This is a genomic window from Paenibacillus sp. FSL K6-1566, assembly GCF_038050475.1.
Classification (GTDB): domain Bacteria; phylum Bacillota; class Bacilli; order Paenibacillales; family Paenibacillaceae; genus Paenibacillus_AQ; species Paenibacillus_AQ lactis.
In genome coordinates this window covers 3,497,060-3,514,690 of sequence record NZ_JBBOSR010000001.1, presented here as the reverse complement: position 1 = coordinate 3,514,690, position 17,631 = coordinate 3,497,060, and the positions used below count along the sequence as shown (strand labels likewise).

The 17,631-nt window shown below is 48.9% G+C and carries 14 protein-coding genes; 4 read left to right on the top strand and 10 right to left on the bottom strand.

The annotated features are described in order from the left end of the window. Positions 1–14: 14 nt before the first annotated feature. The 6 genes from NST08_RS15430 to NST08_RS15405 all read right to left on the bottom strand — a co-directional run bounded on the left by NST08_RS15430 (position 15) and on the right by NST08_RS15405 (position 6,664). Positions 15–1,082, bottom strand: a complete 1,068-nt coding sequence (locus NST08_RS15430; RefSeq protein ID WP_341341941.1) for a sensor histidine kinase — start codon at positions 1,080–1,082, stop codon at positions 15–17. After that, positions 1,079–1,780, bottom strand: a complete 702-nt coding sequence (locus NST08_RS15425) for a response regulator transcription factor (protein WP_341341940.1) — start codon at positions 1,778–1,780, stop codon at positions 1,079–1,081. The genes NST08_RS15430 and NST08_RS15425 overlap by 4 nt, the downstream gene beginning before the upstream one ends. A gap of 155 nt (positions 1,781–1,935) precedes the next feature. Next, positions 1,936–2,709, bottom strand: a complete 774-nt coding sequence (locus NST08_RS15420; RefSeq protein WP_007128169.1) for an ABC transporter permease — start codon at positions 2,707–2,709, stop codon at positions 1,936–1,938. Then, the gene (locus NST08_RS15415; protein ID WP_007128170.1) at positions 2,706–3,443 is read right to left on the bottom strand and encodes an ABC transporter ATP-binding protein; all 738 of its coding nucleotides are present in this window, start codon (positions 3,441–3,443) and stop codon (positions 2,706–2,708) included. The genes NST08_RS15420 and NST08_RS15415 overlap by 4 nt, the downstream gene beginning before the upstream one ends. A 520-nt stretch (positions 3,444–3,963) precedes the next feature. Continuing rightward, positions 3,964–5,037, bottom strand: coding sequence for a phosphotransferase enzyme family protein (locus tag NST08_RS15410; protein ID WP_007128171.1), 1,074 nt, complete (start codon positions 5,035–5,037; stop codon positions 3,964–3,966). Positions 5,038–5,356: 319 nt separating this feature from the next. Further along, on the bottom strand, positions 5,357–6,664 hold the full coding sequence (locus NST08_RS15405; protein ID WP_210094825.1) for an ADP-ribosylglycohydrolase family protein: 1,308 nt from the start codon (positions 6,662–6,664) through the stop codon (positions 5,357–5,359). A 99-nt stretch (positions 6,665–6,763) separates the two neighbouring features. Between NST08_RS15405 and NST08_RS15400 the strand changes: the two genes are divergently transcribed. From NST08_RS15400 to NST08_RS15390, 3 genes are all read left to right on the top strand, one after another. Then, positions 6,764–7,648: an AraC family transcriptional regulator gene (locus NST08_RS15400; RefSeq protein ID WP_007128173.1), complete on the top strand. Its 885-nt coding sequence runs from the start codon at positions 6,764–6,766 to the stop codon at positions 7,646–7,648. A gap of 176 nt (positions 7,649–7,824) precedes the next feature. Next, positions 7,825–8,571 (top strand): EcsC family protein, encoded by a 747-nt coding sequence (locus tag NST08_RS15395; protein WP_007128174.1) that lies wholly within the window; start codon positions 7,825–7,827, stop codon positions 8,569–8,571. A gap of 285 nt (positions 8,572–8,856) precedes the next feature. Then, on the top strand, positions 8,857–10,206 hold the full coding sequence (locus NST08_RS15390; RefSeq protein WP_007128175.1) for a glycoside hydrolase family 64 protein: 1,350 nt from the start codon (positions 8,857–8,859) through the stop codon (positions 10,204–10,206). Between the two features lie 129 nt (positions 10,207–10,335). Here NST08_RS15390 and NST08_RS15385 read toward each other — a convergent pair whose 3' ends face one another. The 4 genes from NST08_RS15385 to nirB form a co-directional block, all read right to left on the bottom strand. Further along, entirely contained in the window at positions 10,336–10,893 is a 558-nt protein-coding gene (locus NST08_RS15385) for a GNAT family N-acetyltransferase (protein ID WP_007128176.1), read from the bottom strand. 24 nt (positions 10,894–10,917) lie between these two features. Next, positions 10,918–11,367: a MarR family winged helix-turn-helix transcriptional regulator gene (locus NST08_RS15380; protein WP_007128177.1), complete on the bottom strand. Its 450-nt coding sequence runs from the start codon at positions 11,365–11,367 to the stop codon at positions 10,918–10,920. A 220-nt stretch (positions 11,368–11,587) separates the two neighbouring features. Beyond that, entirely contained in the window at positions 11,588–13,726 is a 2,139-nt protein-coding gene (gene nasC, locus NST08_RS15375) for an assimilatory nitrate reductase catalytic subunit NasC (protein WP_007128178.1), read from the bottom strand. Positions 13,727–13,759: 33 nt separating this feature from the next. Further along, positions 13,760–15,928, bottom strand: a complete 2,169-nt coding sequence (nirB, locus tag NST08_RS15370; RefSeq protein WP_007128179.1) for a nitrite reductase large subunit NirB — start codon at positions 15,926–15,928, stop codon at positions 13,760–13,762. Between the two features lie 458 nt (positions 15,929–16,386). On the opposite strand from nirB, the gene NST08_RS15365 reads away from it, so the two are divergent. Next, the gene (locus tag NST08_RS15365; protein ID WP_007128180.1) at positions 16,387–17,613 is read left to right on the top strand and encodes a nitrate/nitrite transporter; all 1,227 of its coding nucleotides are present in this window, start codon (positions 16,387–16,389) and stop codon (positions 17,611–17,613) included. Positions 17,614–17,631 lie beyond the last annotated feature (18 nt).

Sequence of the window (17,631 nt, the reverse complement as noted above, 5' to 3'; positions counted from 1 at the left end):
CCGGTCAGGAACGTTTATTCATCCTTGAAAACCGGCAAGGTAAAATAAAATTCGGCTCCGCTACCATCTGTACTCCTGACCCAAATCCGGCCGCCATGATCTTCCACGATTTGTTTGCAAATGGCCAGTCCCAGACCTGCGCCTCCGAACGCTCTGGAACGGGACTTCTCTCCACGGTAAAACCGTTCAAACAAATATGGCACATCCACTTCAGCGATGCCTTTCCCATTGTCTTTGACCGCAATAAGCAGACAATCTCCTTCATCTTTCATAGAAACGGTAATTTCCGTTAAATCTCCGGCATATCTTTTGGCGTTTTCGATCAAATTTTCAAACACTTGGGCAATACGATCAGCGTCCGCCCTTACAAGTCTGGAAGGGAATGGCCGTTCGACGGATAATCCAACCGGAGCATCCTGAAACTCGATCTCGTAAGGGGCTATGATTGCTTCAAGCAAGACTTGGCTGTCGATGACCCGGGCGTCCATGATTAGGTGCCCCGCCTCCAATTGAGCGAATTGAAACAGGTCTTCAATCATGCGATCCAGCTGCTCTGTTTTGTTTTTGATCACGGCCAGGTATTTGCTCACCTTTTGTTCATCGCGTGCTATGCCATCCTGCAAACCTTCGACATAGCCGCGAATCGAGGTTATCGGCGTTCGCAAATCATGAGAGATGTTGGCAATCAGTTCATTGCGCGAACGTTCGTAAGAAGTTTGCTGATCCAGGGATTCCTTCAACCTTGCACGCATTAATTCAAATACGTCGCTGAAGCGTCCTACCTCGTCATGGTAGCGGTTGCGGATTTGAAAATCCAAGTTGCCGTTTATAATTTGCTCCGCTGCATTGTTCAGTTCCTTTAGGGGCAGAAGGACACGTCTTGTAATCACATAAGCCAATATATAGGCGCATAGAAGATACGCCACCACTAGCGTGCCGATCACGAAAATGAATATCCCCATAGTTCCGCCGCTTGGGCCCTGCTCTTTCACGCGAACCCCGGATATCGTCATCAAGATTACAGGAACAAATATAATCCCGGTTAGTGAAGCGATCAGTTTAAAGCGGATTCCGGTCTTCATCGCAAACCACCATCAAGCTTATAGCCTACGCCCCATACCGTTTTGATCAAGGTCGGGTTGGCGGGATCCCGCTCAATTTTCTCCCGGATTTTCTTAATATGGACGGTTACCGTATTCAAGTCTCCGCGTTCTTCGAAACCCCAGACATTTTGAAAGATTTGTTCGCGAGTTAACACCTGATTCGGATGAAAGGCCAAAAAGCGGAGTACTTCAAACTCCTTCGCCGAGCATTGAACAGGTTGATTTCGAACGCTCACTTCGTAGGCTTTGAGATCGAGTTCCAGATCTTTATGTCGGATGATATCCGATGGCGGCATTGGTGACGACAGCTGATTCACTCTGCGGAGCTGCGCCCTGACCCTTGCAATCACCTCGCCTGGACTGAAAGGCTTGACTACATAATCGTCCGCGCCGATTCCTAATCCGAGAATTTTATCGACATCGCTCTTCTTGGCGCTAAGCATGATAATGGGTATGGACGATTCGGAGCGAATCGTTCGGCATACTTCAATCCCGTTTAAATGGGGCAGCATGATATCCAAAATCATCAATTGCGGCCGGGTTTCCCTGAACAATCGAACGGCCTCTAGCCCGTCGCTAGCGACGATGACTTCGAAGTGCTCTTCTACAAGGTAATCCTTTAACAAATCCGCAATTTCTTTCTCATCTTCCACGATCATAATCCGGTCGAGCTGCACGGGTTCACCTCATTCATATCCATATATATCCTTCTCCTGTATCATAACACTCGCTTCGTAGTAGATACCAATATAAGTGAAAGTGAACATGGCCTTCCTTGAAAAAATCGCCTAGTAGCACTTATCGGAAAACCTTGAGCAGGAAGGGCCCCCTCCTATTGGATTAGATCTTTTTTCTTGATGATCAACGCACTGGCGGCATAGAACAATACGATGTATGCTGCGATAATCGCGGTGTTCTGAAGCACGGCTTCCCAAGTAGCCTTATGGACGATTTCATGAAAATAGTACATGTGGTTCACAACGGAATAGGGTTTGATCATCTCGAACGCATTCAAGGATTGTGCGGCAGTCAAAATTCCGATGGAGAGCCCAATCGTAGTACTAATGTTCGTGGCCATGACAGCCAATAAAACGACAATCATTCCGCAAGCCATGTACGGCAGCAGCATTGAGAACGTCAGCCGAATCGTTAACCATACCCCTTCCTCTCCTGTGTACTCCTCTCCAGCATAGAATGTATACTCGCCCCAACCGAAGGCAAGCGTTCCAATCGCGTACTCTGCTGCGAGGGATAAAACAACCAGGACTAAGATGAATACGAATAATGAGGCGATTTTGGCATTGAGCCATTCGATCCGTCCGACGGGTCGCAGCAGCGTCAGCTTGAACGTGCCTGCTTTTATATCGCCAGTAATCAAGTCTGCCACGTAAACGGGAATGAAGATGGTCATGAATTGGGCCAAGCTGTTTATGAGCGCTAAAGGAAGGGATTGCCCGTTCGGCGTAACAATGACCGACTTCCATTCCCCGCCAGACTGATAAAAATAGACGGTCATGCAAGCATGGATGATCAGAATGGCTATAAATATATACATTTTCTTTAATCTGAAGGTTTTGTAAAGCTCGTTTTGGATCAATCGAATCACGACCTACCATCTCCTTCCGTTATGTCCAAAAAGTATTGCTCGAGCGTTCTGGGTCCTCCAGATGAGAGCAGCTGCTGGACATCGCCTTCCGCCACCAGCTTACCGTGTCGGATAATGCCGATCTTGCTGCACATTTGTTCGACTTCATGCAGCAGATGGCTAGAAATGAGGAAAGTAATGCCTTGCTCCGCAGCAAGCTGCGCGATCATTTCTCTAATTCCCTTCATTCCTTGCGGGTCAAGTCCGTTCGTAGGTTCGTCAAGAATGATCAGCTTCGGCTCGTTTAGAAGCGAGCTCGCAATACCAAGACGCTGCCTCATCCCGAGCGAATAGGAACCAACCTTGTCTTTTGCCCGATCGGACAGTCCAACGATCTCAAGGACTTCTAGCACGCGTCTTCTTGTCACGCCCGTCAGGAGGTTCGCTGTCAGCATGAGATTGTCATAGGCGGAAAGATAGGTATAGAAGGCTGGCTGCTCTACAATAGCGCCGACAAGTGCTATTGCATCTTTAAAATGTGACTTCAATTGATATCCTCCAATCCTCACTTCGCCTGCATCGGGATGGATAAGTCCCGTTAGCATTCGGATCGTTGTTGTTTTACCGGATCCGTTGGTGCCAAGGAAACCGTAAATATCGCCTTCCTTAATCCGAAGATTAAGACCATTGACAGCGGTCCTGGAACCGAAGGTTTTCGTCAATCCCTTTGCATCAAGTAGGATCTTGTTTTCCATAAGCGTTCTCCCCTCATGTCTTAGCGACCTTGTTTTCCTAATCGTAAAGGCTGAACATGAAAAGTTGATTTTTGAGAAATAAAAGATTGGTAGGAAAAATATTAACATTCGATTAAGCATAGTCATGTGATCCGGCGCTTATTGAAGGGGCGCATCATGTTCCTTCTTAGGAGACTCTCTCAAGCTAGAAAAGAACACACTAATGACTCCGATGCTTAAGAAGGAATCAGCTGCTATTTGGCCGCCTGATCGGCAATTAATACAAAAGCGGCTATTATGTAGTAAAGGACCATTTTGTCAACTCCTCTCTATATTTTCTAAATCCTTCTCATTAGAATAAATGCATGATCTTAAGAGCTGGCCAGAAAGAAATTAACAGTTCATATCGAAATGATTAACATTCGATAAACTCGCAAAAAAACACCCCCCAAATTATGATTGGGGGGTGTGCTCCAAAATTTCACTAAAATCATATATCTTCCGTCTTCATATTTTATTTTGAGTTCGCTACAATATCGACTTATATCTTACGTTCCTCATATTCAAAGGGTTCTTCACACGAATAGATCTCATGGAACAATCCTTCATACGGGATATCGTCTTCCATGCATTTTATAAAATACGAAAGCCGCTCATCACAGTCCGGTTCCTCGCCGGTGTTTTTCATCACTTCGAATGCATCCACAATATTTTCCATGACACACGCCTGTATAAATAATCGGAGCTGATCCAGCATCGAATCTTCCAGCTTGGTCTCGGATCTGTATCCCTCAAGGACCGTTTTAAAGTAATCATCCATAAAGGCTTTACGTTTACCGGCGTCTGGTTCGAACTGGATCCAGCCTACTCCGTTTCCCCAGACACTTGCCAAGTCATACATGTACCAGCCGAAGCATGAATTATCGAAATCGTATACCGTGATTTGCCCGGTATCAAAATCGATCGAATAATTCCCATCGTTGTAATCAAAATGGATCATACCGTAAGTCTCATGGCCTCTGTCCAATCCTTCTAAAGCATGAAGGAGCTCAACCAGCTTCTTCTTCAGCAGAAATAGGGAGTCAGGAATCAGTTTATCGATATATTCGGCATTGAATTTGTCGGAAAAATGATGCCTGCGGTGGACAGGTGTGTACTCTTTTGATAATTGGTGCAGCTTCCCTAAGACTTTACCGCAGTTGTAATAGTATTCGGATATAGGAGCTCCTTCCCGGTAACGATAATGATTTTCCGCAAGCATTTTTCCTCTAGCCTTTTCAAACAGGCAGATAAAAAAGGGATGCTGATTATGGGTAATCTCCTCAAGCAGATTCCCATTCCGGGAGCTGATTACATTGGAGACGCTGCCTCCGTGCTCAAATAAATAGCGGATATATTCAACCTCGGCCAGAAAATCATCCCGGCTTCTGTCAGGTAAGAAAGCGATTCGCAGTATTTTTGCGTCGGCTCCTTCTTTCTCAAAGGCATAAACGACATTCCGCCCTCCTTCATGGGGTGGAATCAGCTGGATTTCATAGCCCTCCAACCCGTACAATTCCAATACGGATGGAAGTAAGTGTGCATCCATGATTTGCAAAACCTCGTTATAATTCATAGCATCTCTCCTTTTTAACTGATAATCTATTTAGTATTTAACTGCAGTGTGTGTATTCATATTTCCTTGTTACATGAAGTTTGAATATCAAATTCGGATTATTACTCATCATGCATAGCACTATTCATCTGCTCAGCTACTTACAGGGTAAACGCTAAATACGGAAGATCACAAGGGGGAAAATGGTTTTAGTTATTCTTCGAAGGCGATCAGCAAGTAAGCTCATAATCAAATAATCGTCTTCTAAAACAAGCAGAAACCGCGATATTCGCGGTTTCTTATGTGAGTTATGCTCTTACCCTCGTAAATGGATCCTCGCTTAAGCATCGTTAAATGTTTGCTCCGCTACTGCGGCAAATCTCTCTACCAGATCGCTGATCTTGAATGTCTCCTTCCCGATCATATACGTCTTTACTGTATCATGGAATGGCGCGTACCAATGGGCAGGCACCCCCTCCTTGCCGACGATCGCACCGACAATGCTGCCCGCGGTCGCGGCCGTGCAATCATTGTCCAGCCCCATCGCCACTGTCTCCGATATGACCTTGGACACGTCCGTCCCTCCGATCATTAATCCGAATACGGTCAAGCAAGCATTGTTGTTCGTATGAACGCTGTGCATACCTTTAAAACGATTGTTCACAGCCTCCCTGGCTTCTGCATAATTCCGGATATCCTTTCCGATGGAGAGCGCCCATTCAATATCCTTATATAGGTTGCACCCTCTAGGAATTTCAGTTAACCCGATGCGCAGAGCATCTACCGGATGATCAACCTCGAAGGCGGCAGCTTGCGCGGCGCTGAAAAACATTTCGCCATAGATGCCGTTCCTTCGATGGCTCAAGTAGGCGTCGCGGTACGCATACTCCGCGGCTTTCGAGGGGATTCCGGGAGCGATATAGGCCCACGGGTCGGATCGAATGTCTCCGCCGATCCATTGACAGTACGGATTGTTCACATCCGCCGCTTCCATCGCCGTCCTGCCTGCCTTCAAGTTAAGAAGGGCGACTTCCTCAGCTGTGCAGGCATACGGCAAATATTTCAACCAGCTCTTCCCCACATCCTCCGTGGTAAAATGTGTCCCATGCTCCTCGGCAATGAGCAGTCCCAGGATCGTGTACGTAACGTCATCGTCAACCGGAACGCAATTCAGACCTTCAAGGGTATATTCATAGAAAGTGCTCTTCCCATATCGCAGATGGTTTGGAGTCTTCGCTTTGGACCAATAGTTCTGCGGCGGGAAATGATCGCCAATATACTCGGCCCAGCTCTTCATTTCATCGACTCCCCATAGTTCCACCGGAGCTCCGAGCGTACATCCGGCGAATCGAGCCAGCATAGCACCTTCCAGCTTATTTTTATAAACAGTCTTATCGAACGATTTCCACATTCTTCGGGGTCCGTCAGACCGTAACGCTTGAATCCCCTTCAGATCATTCGGCTCTTGCGAAGCAAGCGCCTCGTCGACAGGCAGATCTTGCATTTTTTGAAGAGAAGCCTTCATCGCCCGTTCCACTTCCAACAAGACGTCGGAAACGTCAGTTGCACCGTATTCATGAGCCAAACGCCCGTATTCAATGATTCTCGTGGCCAGCTCGTTCAATTTCGGTTCCGCCGGATACGCCATATCAAATCTCCTTCCGCTTTTGCTTTCCTAGTGTATTCGTTTTCAAATCCAGATTATAATAAAACAGATGACAATTCTGCTGAAAAGGAACCAAAAACTATGCAGAAACGACCAACCTCATATGAAGTAATTTCTCAGCCGTATCTACTTCCACCAAGGTTTCCTGTAGATTGGATCGAGAATTTTATCCAGAGAGATGCTGATATCACCTATTTGCACTATCATAATTGCTTGGAGATCGGATATTGCTGCGAAGGCTCGGGCGTGTTTATCGTAGAAGAAAAAATACTGCCCTATTCAAAAGGCGATGTGTGTATTATTTTTCCGGGCCAGCTCCATCTTGCCCAAAGCGTAAAAGGTCAGGTAAGCCGCTGGCATTTTTGCTTCTTGGATCCAAAAACGCTTCTCGGCACTGTATGTCCTCAAGCATGGAATGAGTCAGCTCCACCTGGATACTCACGGTTTACGAATATCGTCAATCCCAGCGACGCTCCCGAGATTTCGTTAATGGCGGAATTCCTTATGAAAGAATTGGGCCAGCAGATGACGGGGTATGAATCCGCCGTTAGAAGCTCTGTTTGGAGCCTGATAACCCTCATTGACAGAATCATCAACCCTTTGTCTGACCAAGCGTTTGAAGCTGAAGCGATTGATCGGGCTTCCATGAACAAAATTTCTAAATCACTGGAGTACATCTCACAGCATTATATGGAGCCGATAGGAATCGATGCGTTGGCGGCAGCTTGCAATCTCAGCGTCACCCATTTCCGCCGTACGTTCCGCTCCTGTATGGGAATGGCTCCGCTCGATTACCTGATTCATGTTCGAATGCAGATGGCTTCCGCATTGCTGTGCCATACTGACAACAGCATTCTGAATATTTCGGAACAGGTAGGCTGCGCTACCCTATCCAGCTTTAACCGGCATTTCAAGCAAAGGATGGGGGTCTCTCCATCCAAGTGGCGAGCGATGAAACGTCAATGACCTTCGCACGATCAGAAACAATCGAACCTCTATACAGAACCCTGCCCACAATCAGCAATCTTTATCTTCGATGCGATGCTGGACTTTAGTCGAGGTCCGCTACCTCCTGCGGACGGTTTCGAATCATGGATATATTCGTTATAATTTTGCCAAGTATGTTGGAGGAGCGATGGAGCATGAGCTACGAACATAAAGTACAGAGGGAAATTGCCGACTGGGAACACAAAATGTTCAGACCGCCGGGATGGCTGGAAAAAACATCGAAAACAATCGGCAATCGAATTAATCATTGGATTCCCCCGAAGGTGCACAATATCATAACGACCACCATTCGATCGATCGTGCGCACGGCATTGTTCGGCGCGGAATATACGCCGAGTCGGCAGGTGGAGCGTACTTTGGAACTCGAGGCTGCGGATCAAGAAGCGCAGGAATTATTTGCCCTGTACCAAAAAATTGCGGTTGCCGAAGGGGCTGGAACGGGAGCTGGCGGCATTATGCTTAGCATGGTGGACTTTCCCGCTTTAATTGCGATCAAGATGAAATTTCTGTTCGAGCTGGCTCATGTTTACGGCTATGACACCAAGCATTTCTCTGAGCGGGTATTCATTCTCAAGGTGTTCCAAATGACGTTCTCGGGACCGGGGAACCGTGCGCGGCTGCTCGAATCCGTCAAGCATTGGCATATCGAAAAGGAACAATGGATGTCCGACACCGAGTACGCCCGCAATATGGACTGGGAGACATTTCAGATCGAGTATCGGGACGCCATGGACTTCCGGAAAATGCTGCAGATGGTGCCTGGGATCGGCGCTGTCGCAGGCGCCTGGGCAAATTACACCATTCTTGAGGAGCTGCGTGAATCCGCCATGAATGCTTACCGCCTTCGTAGATTGCACGATGATTTCGTAATTGTGGGTTAAATCCCCTTTCATTTGCCAGATGTCATGACAATAGAGGCAGCTAATCTGTATGATTAGCTGCCTTAAAAATTGCCTGCTATTGTAACGCTCAAACTCCATCCGAAATTGTGAACCCCATCCCGAAATTCCAAGACTCCTATATTTTGGTAAACGGAATTATAATCATTTTTGTAACCGCATTCACAGCAATCAACAGCCGAATACCTCGGTAAAACAAAGGAGTGATGCCGTTTCAAGCCCAATTGCAAAGTTGACTTTATCCCCAAATTAAAGGAGGAACTTTTAATGATTCGAAAGGGATTGTCTTATTTGCTGATTCTGTCGTTGCTGCTGACGTGCAGTACCTTCTTCGGTACGAAGGCGGAAGCCGCAGACTACACGCAGGGCGTCGAACGATCCGGAAGCACAGCTACCATATGGTTCAAATCGTCCGTCAACACGAGTTGGGTGGATGTTCATTACAAAGTGAATGACGGCGTGCAGCAAAATTTGAGAATGGCGTACAACGCTGGCAAATCCCGATACGAACAAGCGATCACAGGCATAGCCGCTGGCAACGTCATTGCGTATTGGTTTACTTATAATAACGGAACCCCAGCCTACGACACCAATATCTTTACGTACACCGCTGGTTCCACGCCAGATCCCCCTTCATCCGGTTCCATATATGACATTCTCCCATCCTCGATTCCCATGCCGCCAAACGGTGCCGTCTCCGTAAAGATCATGAACGGGACCCATGGCGCTTACACCGACCAGCAAATATACTGGGGCGTCCTCGGCATCAATCCCGTGAACGGTCGTTGGAGCTACCTGGACCTGAGTGGCAATCTGATCCCCATCTCGAGCGCCTTGAATGATGCGCCAGGCCACTTAACCAAGAACGGCATCCATTACGCCAACATTTACCACAAGGTCAGCGATGCTTCCTGGATCACCTTGCCTCAGATTACTTCAGGCCGAATGTTTCTTAGCGTCGGTTCCCCAATGTACTTGAAAACCTTCGATCACGGATTTGCCGGTCCCGATCTGAACAATCCAACGGATCCAAACCGCGATATCATTTTCGATTTCGTTGAATTCACGGTTGACCAGGCAGGCTATCACGGCAATACGACACGCGTGGATGGGTTCGGTTTTCCGATCCAGCATCGGCTAGTCAACAAATCAGGTTCTTTTGACCAAACCGTAGGTGAGCTTGAATCCGAGACTCGAAGCGGAATTTTCGCCAAATTCCAGGCCGAGGTTCCTGCCGAATTCAAATCGCTGGCAACCGTTCAAGCTCCATATCGCATTGTAGCGCCAATTCACGGCTCTTTCGCCCAGGGAGGCGCGAATGCCAACTATTTCGCCGGGTACGCACCGTACAGTACGCAGGATATTTTCCGGTGCGACGGCGCTTTGACGGATGCTGCAACGTGCGCAGCCATCAATCGCCATGTATATACGACGAGCGACTGGAATAACGTGTCAAATTACTTTCAAGCCGCTCCGGCTAATTATTACGCAAAATTCTGGCACGACCACAGCATTAACCGCTTGGCCTATGGATTTGCATATGATGATGTCAACGGCCAAGCTGCTTATCTCGAAGTGGGCGATCCGAAGGGCCTGATTATTCGTGTAGGATGGTAAATGATCAATCAAATCTGTTAGATCTAAAGCAAAAACGATGACATAGGTCATCGTTTTTGTTGTTATACCATTAAAACGTTGCCTAAGCCGTACAGACAAGCCGCACCCATCTTGGCGCCCTTTTGCTAGTTATAGCTCAGCTTCAGTGCTATAATCTCGTTTGAAGCGTTCCATGCTTGTTTTGGTCATAATGTAATCCCTCTGTTCTTCGTCCCCCATATAAAAGGAATGGGAACCTGTTTGAACAAACCCCATTTTCTTATAAAAAGCAATAGCATTTTCATTTCGTTCCCAAACGCCTAACCAAACCTTCCGTTTATGGCGTTCCGCCGCGACTTCCATGGCTTTATTGAGCAGAAGCTTGCCAAGCCCATGTTTTTGATAGCGGCTCTTGATATAAATCCTCTCGATTTCAAGCGAGTCATTGCCCATCAATTCCGTTTGCGCTTCTTCGGTGTTTACCTTTAGATACCCGGCGATTTCCCCATTATAAGAAATAAAATAGAACTCCGAATAGCTATTGCTTATCTCTTGTTCTAATTGGTTTAAGTTAAATGCTTTGTCTAAATATGCCTTCATATTTTCAGGTGAATTCTGATCCTTAAATGTTTCATTAAATGTTTCAACACTAACATCTTGAAGTATTTCCAGGTCTTCTAAGGTGCATTTTCTTATATGGATCGTCAATCGATCTCTCCTCCCTTTGATAAATCAATACAATCTCTTGTTGCCCTTTTTAACAAACTCCCAGTCTTTCTCTACATTTTTTCTGACCCTCTGCAAGAGATTGAACAGAGTTTCTGCTTCGTTTTCGGATAACCCATCTAATGCAACCCCATTGGAGTAATCATGTTCTCTCTTTATAAAAGGATACACATGTTTCCCTTTCTCCGTTGGAAAGAGCCGTTTGATTTTTCTATTATGATGATCTTCCTTCTTTTCAATGAAGCCGTGAAGCTCAAGCTTCTTGATGGCACGGGCTGCAGTTGTGCGGTCTACTTTTATCATCTCAGCGAGCTTCTCTTGAATGATTCCTGGGTTTTCACATACCCTCACAAGGTACAAATACTGTCCTTTGGTCAGGTCATATTCTTTAAATTCCATATTGCTAATCGAATCCAATGCTCTTGCAATCATTCCAATCTCTCGAAGAATTTCCATCCAATTGACTCCCTCGTTCTCAATATGTTGCAATTGCAACAAAAGTATTTATTTAGTTTAATCGAATAATGCTGCATTTGCAACAATTAACGACAAAATAATGACCACTTCGATGAGATGCTCTGATTCATCGAAATGGTCATTAGATTGATAGAAGCTGATTTGTGACATCGTAATAGAGGCGAATTATAATCAATGTAGGCGCTTTGTTCTTAACCGCTTATCCTTCCAGGCTGTTTGCCTGCTTTAAAGACCGAATACGAACGGCAGTGGTCTTGAAGCCGGGCATTTTGCAGAACGGGTCCAGCTCCGGCCGGGTAGCATGATTGACGTTCTGTACCCCGCCCCAATGCATAGGGACAAACAGGGTATCTTGCCGAATAGAGTCTCCAACTCTGCAGCGGACCGTAAATGAGCCATGCTCCGACACAACTTCGACCCACTCGCCGTCACGGACCCGATAACGCTGTGCGGTAGTCGGGTGAATCTCTGCGAAATTCTCCAGCTCGCGTGCAAGCAAAGAGGTGCTTCTCCGGGTCTGCACCCCGGTCAGATAATGGGACAATACGCGTCCATTGGTCAGGATTAGCGGGTATTCCTCGGACACTCCTCCCCAGCGCTCTCCTTCTGTTATGTTGAAAACTGCCTTCCCGTCCGGGTGGGCAAACGATTGCTGGAACAGTAAGCCGACCCCAGCCTCTTCGGTAGAGGGGCAAGGCCAGTACACCCCTTCCTCCCTGCGCAATCGGTCATACGTGATGCCGTAATAATCAGCAACTCCGCCTTTGCTCGCCAGCCTCAGCTCGTTAAATATCTCTTCAGGCCCGTTGAAGCGAAAGTACAGTCCTTTTCCCAGTTGGTCTGCTATGGAGCAGAGGATCATCCAGTCATGGCGCGCCTCACCGGGAGGCTCACGGCCGGCTTCCCGCAGAAGGACCCGCCCCTCCAGATTGGTCAGTGTCCCTTCATTCTCCAAATAGGAGGTCACCGGCAGCACGATGTCAGCCAATTGGGCCGTTTCGGACATGAACATATCGGCAACCACCAGCAGATCAAGACTCTTCAAGCCTTCCACCACATGCCCGGCGTTCGGATTCGAAACCACGGGATTGGATCCCATCACGAAGAGAGACTTGATCTCGCCCTGATGAACAAGCTCCATCATCTCATAGGCCGAGACGCCTTTTCCAGGTAAGCTTGAAGCTTCAACACCCCATACGGAGGCAACGTACTTACGGTCCTCCTCATTCTCGATCGATCTGTAGCCAGGCAGCTGATCTGCCTTTTGCCCATGCTCTCTTCCGCCCTGTCCATTCCCCTGCCCGGTGACGGCTCCATATCCGCAGCCTTCCCTGCCGATTTTGCCTGTGGCTAAGACCAGGTTCAGAAAATGCCGAACCGCAAGATGGCCATCCGTCTGCTGCTCTACCCCTCGGGCGGTCAAAATCATTCCTGTGCCTGCCATGCCATAGGATCTGGCTGCCTCCCGGATCTGCTCCAGCTCCAGTCCGCATAGATCGGCAGCCCGATTCAAATCGAACCCGTTCATATAGGCTCTCAGCCCATCATAACCATTTGTCCTGGCTCGGATAAATGCCTCATCCACGAAGCCCTCATCCATGATGATCTTCAGCATGGCATCAGCCAGCAACGCATCCGTACCCGGTCTGATCGGCAGGTGAATATCCGCAATGGCGGCTGTTGCCGTTTTCCTCGGGTCGATGACCACGATCTTCGCTCCGTTCTCTTTCGCCTGGTTAAAATAAGGCAGCAGCGTTGGCTGGCACTCCGCGATATTGGTACCGGCGAGGACAATGCAGCGCGCCAGAGGAATGTCGGCCAGCCTGAACGTCAGCCCCCTGTCAATCCCAAAGGTTTTACTCCCAGCAGAGGCCGCAGCCGACATGCAGAAACGACCGTTATAATCGATATATTTCGTGCCGAGCGCCACTCTGGCAAATTTGCCGAGCAAATAGGCCGTTTCGTTGGTCAGCGATCCACCGCCGTATACGGCATTCGCATCAGGACCGTACTGGTCTGTAATCGTCATTAGCCGATGGCTTATCACGTGAATCGCCTCGTCCCAGGAACAAGAAACGAGCTCGCCGTTGACACGGATCAGTGGTTCCAGCAACCGCTGCGAGTGGACAGCATGCTGATGCGCATTCATGCCTTTGACGCAGACCCTGCCCTCGGAGGCAGCGTTTGGCACGCCTTCAATCTGGTAGGCAGTCCGTCGCTGACCCGGAACGCCTTCCTCCACTTCAGTAACCGTCATCTTACACTGTACACTGCAAAAAGGACATTGAGTCTCTACCTTGGCAGGAGCTCTCTCTATATCCAAATCCGTATAAACCATCTTAGACCACCTCTCCCTCGATTTCTCCTCCGTCTAACCGGCATAAGCTTTCAACGAACGTCGCGACAGCTTTTCTGCAAGCTCACGCTGCATATCATCGTCAAGCATAATCTCCCGGATCGCAAGGACATCCGTACGTTCCACCCACGCCCACAGCGGTTCATCGTAGAAGCTGTTCTGCCGATACCACTGCAGGCAAGCGGATACGAGACGAACGATGTCTTCCTCTTGCTCTGCAACACCGATCAGCTGTCCTTCACGGACAGGATGCTCCGCATGTCCGCCGAGATACACCTCCCAACCTGCGGGGGAAGCTGAGATCCCGATCCCCTGGACCAGAATTCCAATGGGCGACCCTGTCCCATATGACACGCCGGCACTTACCGGATAAGGAAGCGTTACATCTTGCCAGCTGATGCGGAGCCTTTCCCCAATGCGCTGGATGCCAGCCGCGACCGATTCGGAAGCTTCCCCATCGTCAATACGTATCCGCACGCCCTGATAATACGATTGATCTGCATAAAAAACATGGCTTTGTGCCTTCCTAGCCGCTATCCTCTCTTCATCGTTAACAACGCCCGCCATTTCCAGATAGAATCGTATGACCGGGAGGCATATAGTACATCCGCCCGCCTTCTTCCAGCCCAGTTGCGACATGATGTCCGGGATGGTACGGCAGCCTTGATTCACCGCGTCAGTAATGGTTTGCTTCATTGAAGAATGACCATGAACCGTACAATCACATATAGGAGCTTCCGCCGGCATTCCGACTGCTTTCTGTTTCTGCGGCTTATCCTTCGTTTTACTGTTTTTCATATATAGGACAATTCCAACCACCATAGGCCGGCATCCGCCGCAAGAAGCGGATGCTTTGGTATGCGCCTTTACTTCTTCGGCACTTGTTAAATCGTGGTCGGTTATGGCATGAATGATCGCCGCTTTGCTGACACGGTTGCAAGCGCACACCGTTTCATGGTCCGGCAGCGCTTCAGCCGCCGCTTCCGCCGGGCTGGCAGCACGCTCACGCGGGAGTAGCTCTGCTACGGCCGCGCCCCGTTCCACAAATCCCAGCAATGCAGCTCCTTCCGCCGTATCCCCGAACAGAATTGCCCCGGCAATCTTGCCGTTGTGCATGGTTACTTTTTTGTATGTGCCGCAAACGGCATCATAGTTCTGAACAGCGGTTTCTACGCCTTCACCCGAGATTACGCCGGCGGAAAAAACATCTACACCCGATATTTTAAGCTGGGAGGACGGGATCGACCCGTTATAGGGCTCAGTCTCGTGTCCGCAGATGACGCGGGCAAGCACTCTCCCCTGCTCATATAAGGGGGCCACCAGGCCGTAACTTACTCCCCGGTGTTCCGCGCATTCCCCCACGGCAAAAATGTTCGGATCGCTTGTTCTCATGAAGTCATCTACGACAATCGCCCTCCGCGTTAGAATGCCGCTTCTTTGGGCCAGCTCTATGTTCGGCCTGATCCCCACAGCGAGGACGACCACATCCGCATCAAGCCGCGTTCCGTCCATAAACCGAAGCCCCTGCGCCCTTGTTCGGCCGGTAATTCGCGTGGTGTTTTTCGCCAAATAAAATTGCATCCCTTGGCTCTCGAGTTCTCGCTGAAGCATATCCGCAGCGACGCGATCCAGCTGTCGATTCATGATATAGGGTGCGTTATGAACCACTTGGGTCTCCATACCAAGATGAAGCAGCCCGCGAGCTGCTTCCAAGCCTAACAGCCCTCCGCCAATGACAGCCGCTTTTCTATAGGATTTGGACATTTCGGACATTCTCTCGCAATCGTCGATCGTTCGAAAGGATATAACCCCTTCCTTATCCGTCCCTGGGATAGGCGGTATGAATGGAGATGAGCCGGTTGCCAGGATTAATGCATCATACGTTGCGCGTAGGCCGGAGGCTGTCTCGACGAAACGTCGTTTGGCATCGATATGACGAACGGGCTGACCGGCCAACAAGCGGATCCCATGCCGCTCATACCAGGACCAGTCGTTCAGAATAATATCCTGCAGCGCATGTTCACCTTGCAGGACTTTGGATAAGAGGATCCGATTATAGTTTGGAAAGGCCTCGGCTCCGAAGATCGTAATATCAAAGTGCTCCGGAGCAAGCTTTAGGATTTCTTCAACACACTTTATCCCCGCCATGCCATTCCCGACGACTATAAGTTTCTTTCGCTGCATGTTATTCCTCCATTCAAGCCATGTCATCTTCATGTGAGAATAATACAAAAATGCCCTCCCCCTGCACGCAGGGAAAGGGCGTCATTGCCTCAAAACTGGCACAGCATTGTGCCGATCTTCGATTATTATGTTAAATACAGATTAGTTCATGTCGATTATAATGTCAATATATATTACATTTTGAGAGTAGTAAATTTATAAATTTAAATTTTTTTAAACTTTTGTGTTATGTATATTGACACCATTTCCCCCTCCTGTCTATAATGTGAACATCAAATCAGCTGAATAGTTAGACGAAAGACACAATGACGTGTTTTTCGTCATGGGCAATGTGGCCGCGAATCGTTCTGGGAAAGAGCGACTTGCGGCCTTTTTTGCCTGCGGCTGGGGATTTTGCGATTTGGCTTCATGAAGCAAAGAGAACAGAGAAGAACACATTTGGATGAGGAGTGAAAGTCATGGAGAGGAAAGGTTTTTGGCAAAGCGGGCATAAGCCCTCCCTGTTCGGCGCTTTTCTGTATTTCGATATCAGCTTTATGATTTGGGGCATGCTCGGGCCGCTTGCGGTTATCATTGCCGCGGATTATCCGATGGATCCGGTTCAGAAGGCAAATTTGGTTGCGCTGCCCGTTCTGGGCGGCTCGATCCTCAGACTTGTATTAGGCTTCCTGGCTGACCGTCTCGGCCCCAAACTCACCGCTCAGATTGGAATGATTGTCACCCTGATCCCTCTGTTGCTCGGCTGGTTATGGGTAGATTCACTCGATCAATTGTACGTCGTTGCCGTTCTGCTCGGGGTCGCGGGAGCATCGTTTGCCGCAGCGCTCCCTCTCGCTGGTCAGTGGTATCCCAAGGAACATCAAGGCCTGGCGATGGGGATTGCGGGGGCCGGGAACAGCGGTACCGTCCTTGCAACGCTGTTCGCCAATCGTCTAGCCCAGCATTTCGGAAGCTGGGAGATTGTGTTCGGTCTTGCCATCATACCTATTGTGCTGGTATTCATTTACTTCTCGCTGTTTGCCCGCAACAGTCCGAATCGCCCTGCCCCCAAACGGCTGTCCGAATATGGTCATGTCCTTAAACAACGCGATGCTTGGGTATTCTGCGCCCTGTACTGCGTGACCTTTGGCGGCTTTGTCGGGCTCGCCAACTATTTGACGATCTTCTTTAACACTCAGTACGGTCTCTCTGCGGTTCAGGCTGCAGACATTACAACGATCTGCGTCATCGCAGGGAGCTTCTTCCGCCCAGTTGGGGGCTTTCTCGCCGATCGAATCGGCGGCTCCCGCATGCTGATGATTCTCTATGCCGGTGCCGCGATCATGCTGATCGGTGTTTCCTTCCTGCCTCCTCTTTGGGTCGTTGTCACCCTGCTGTTTATCGGCATGATGTGTCTGGGAGCGGGTAACGGTTCCGTATTTCAGCTCGTCCCTCAACGGTTTGCCGGCGAGATCGGCCTGGTTACCGGGATCGTCGGCGCTGCCGGTGGACTTGGAGGCTATGCGCTGCCGCTGATTCTAGGGCGATTGTACCAAGCGACAGGCTCATACGCCACAGGCTTCATCATTTTAAGCTTTATCGCGGCGGCTTCGTTGACGCTTACGATCGTAATGCAGCTGAAATGGCGCCGCAGCTGGCTCCGCAGTGTGCCATCCGGCCCGCAAACCGGATCGGCTAAGGTTTAATCTCGGAATTAGCCATAC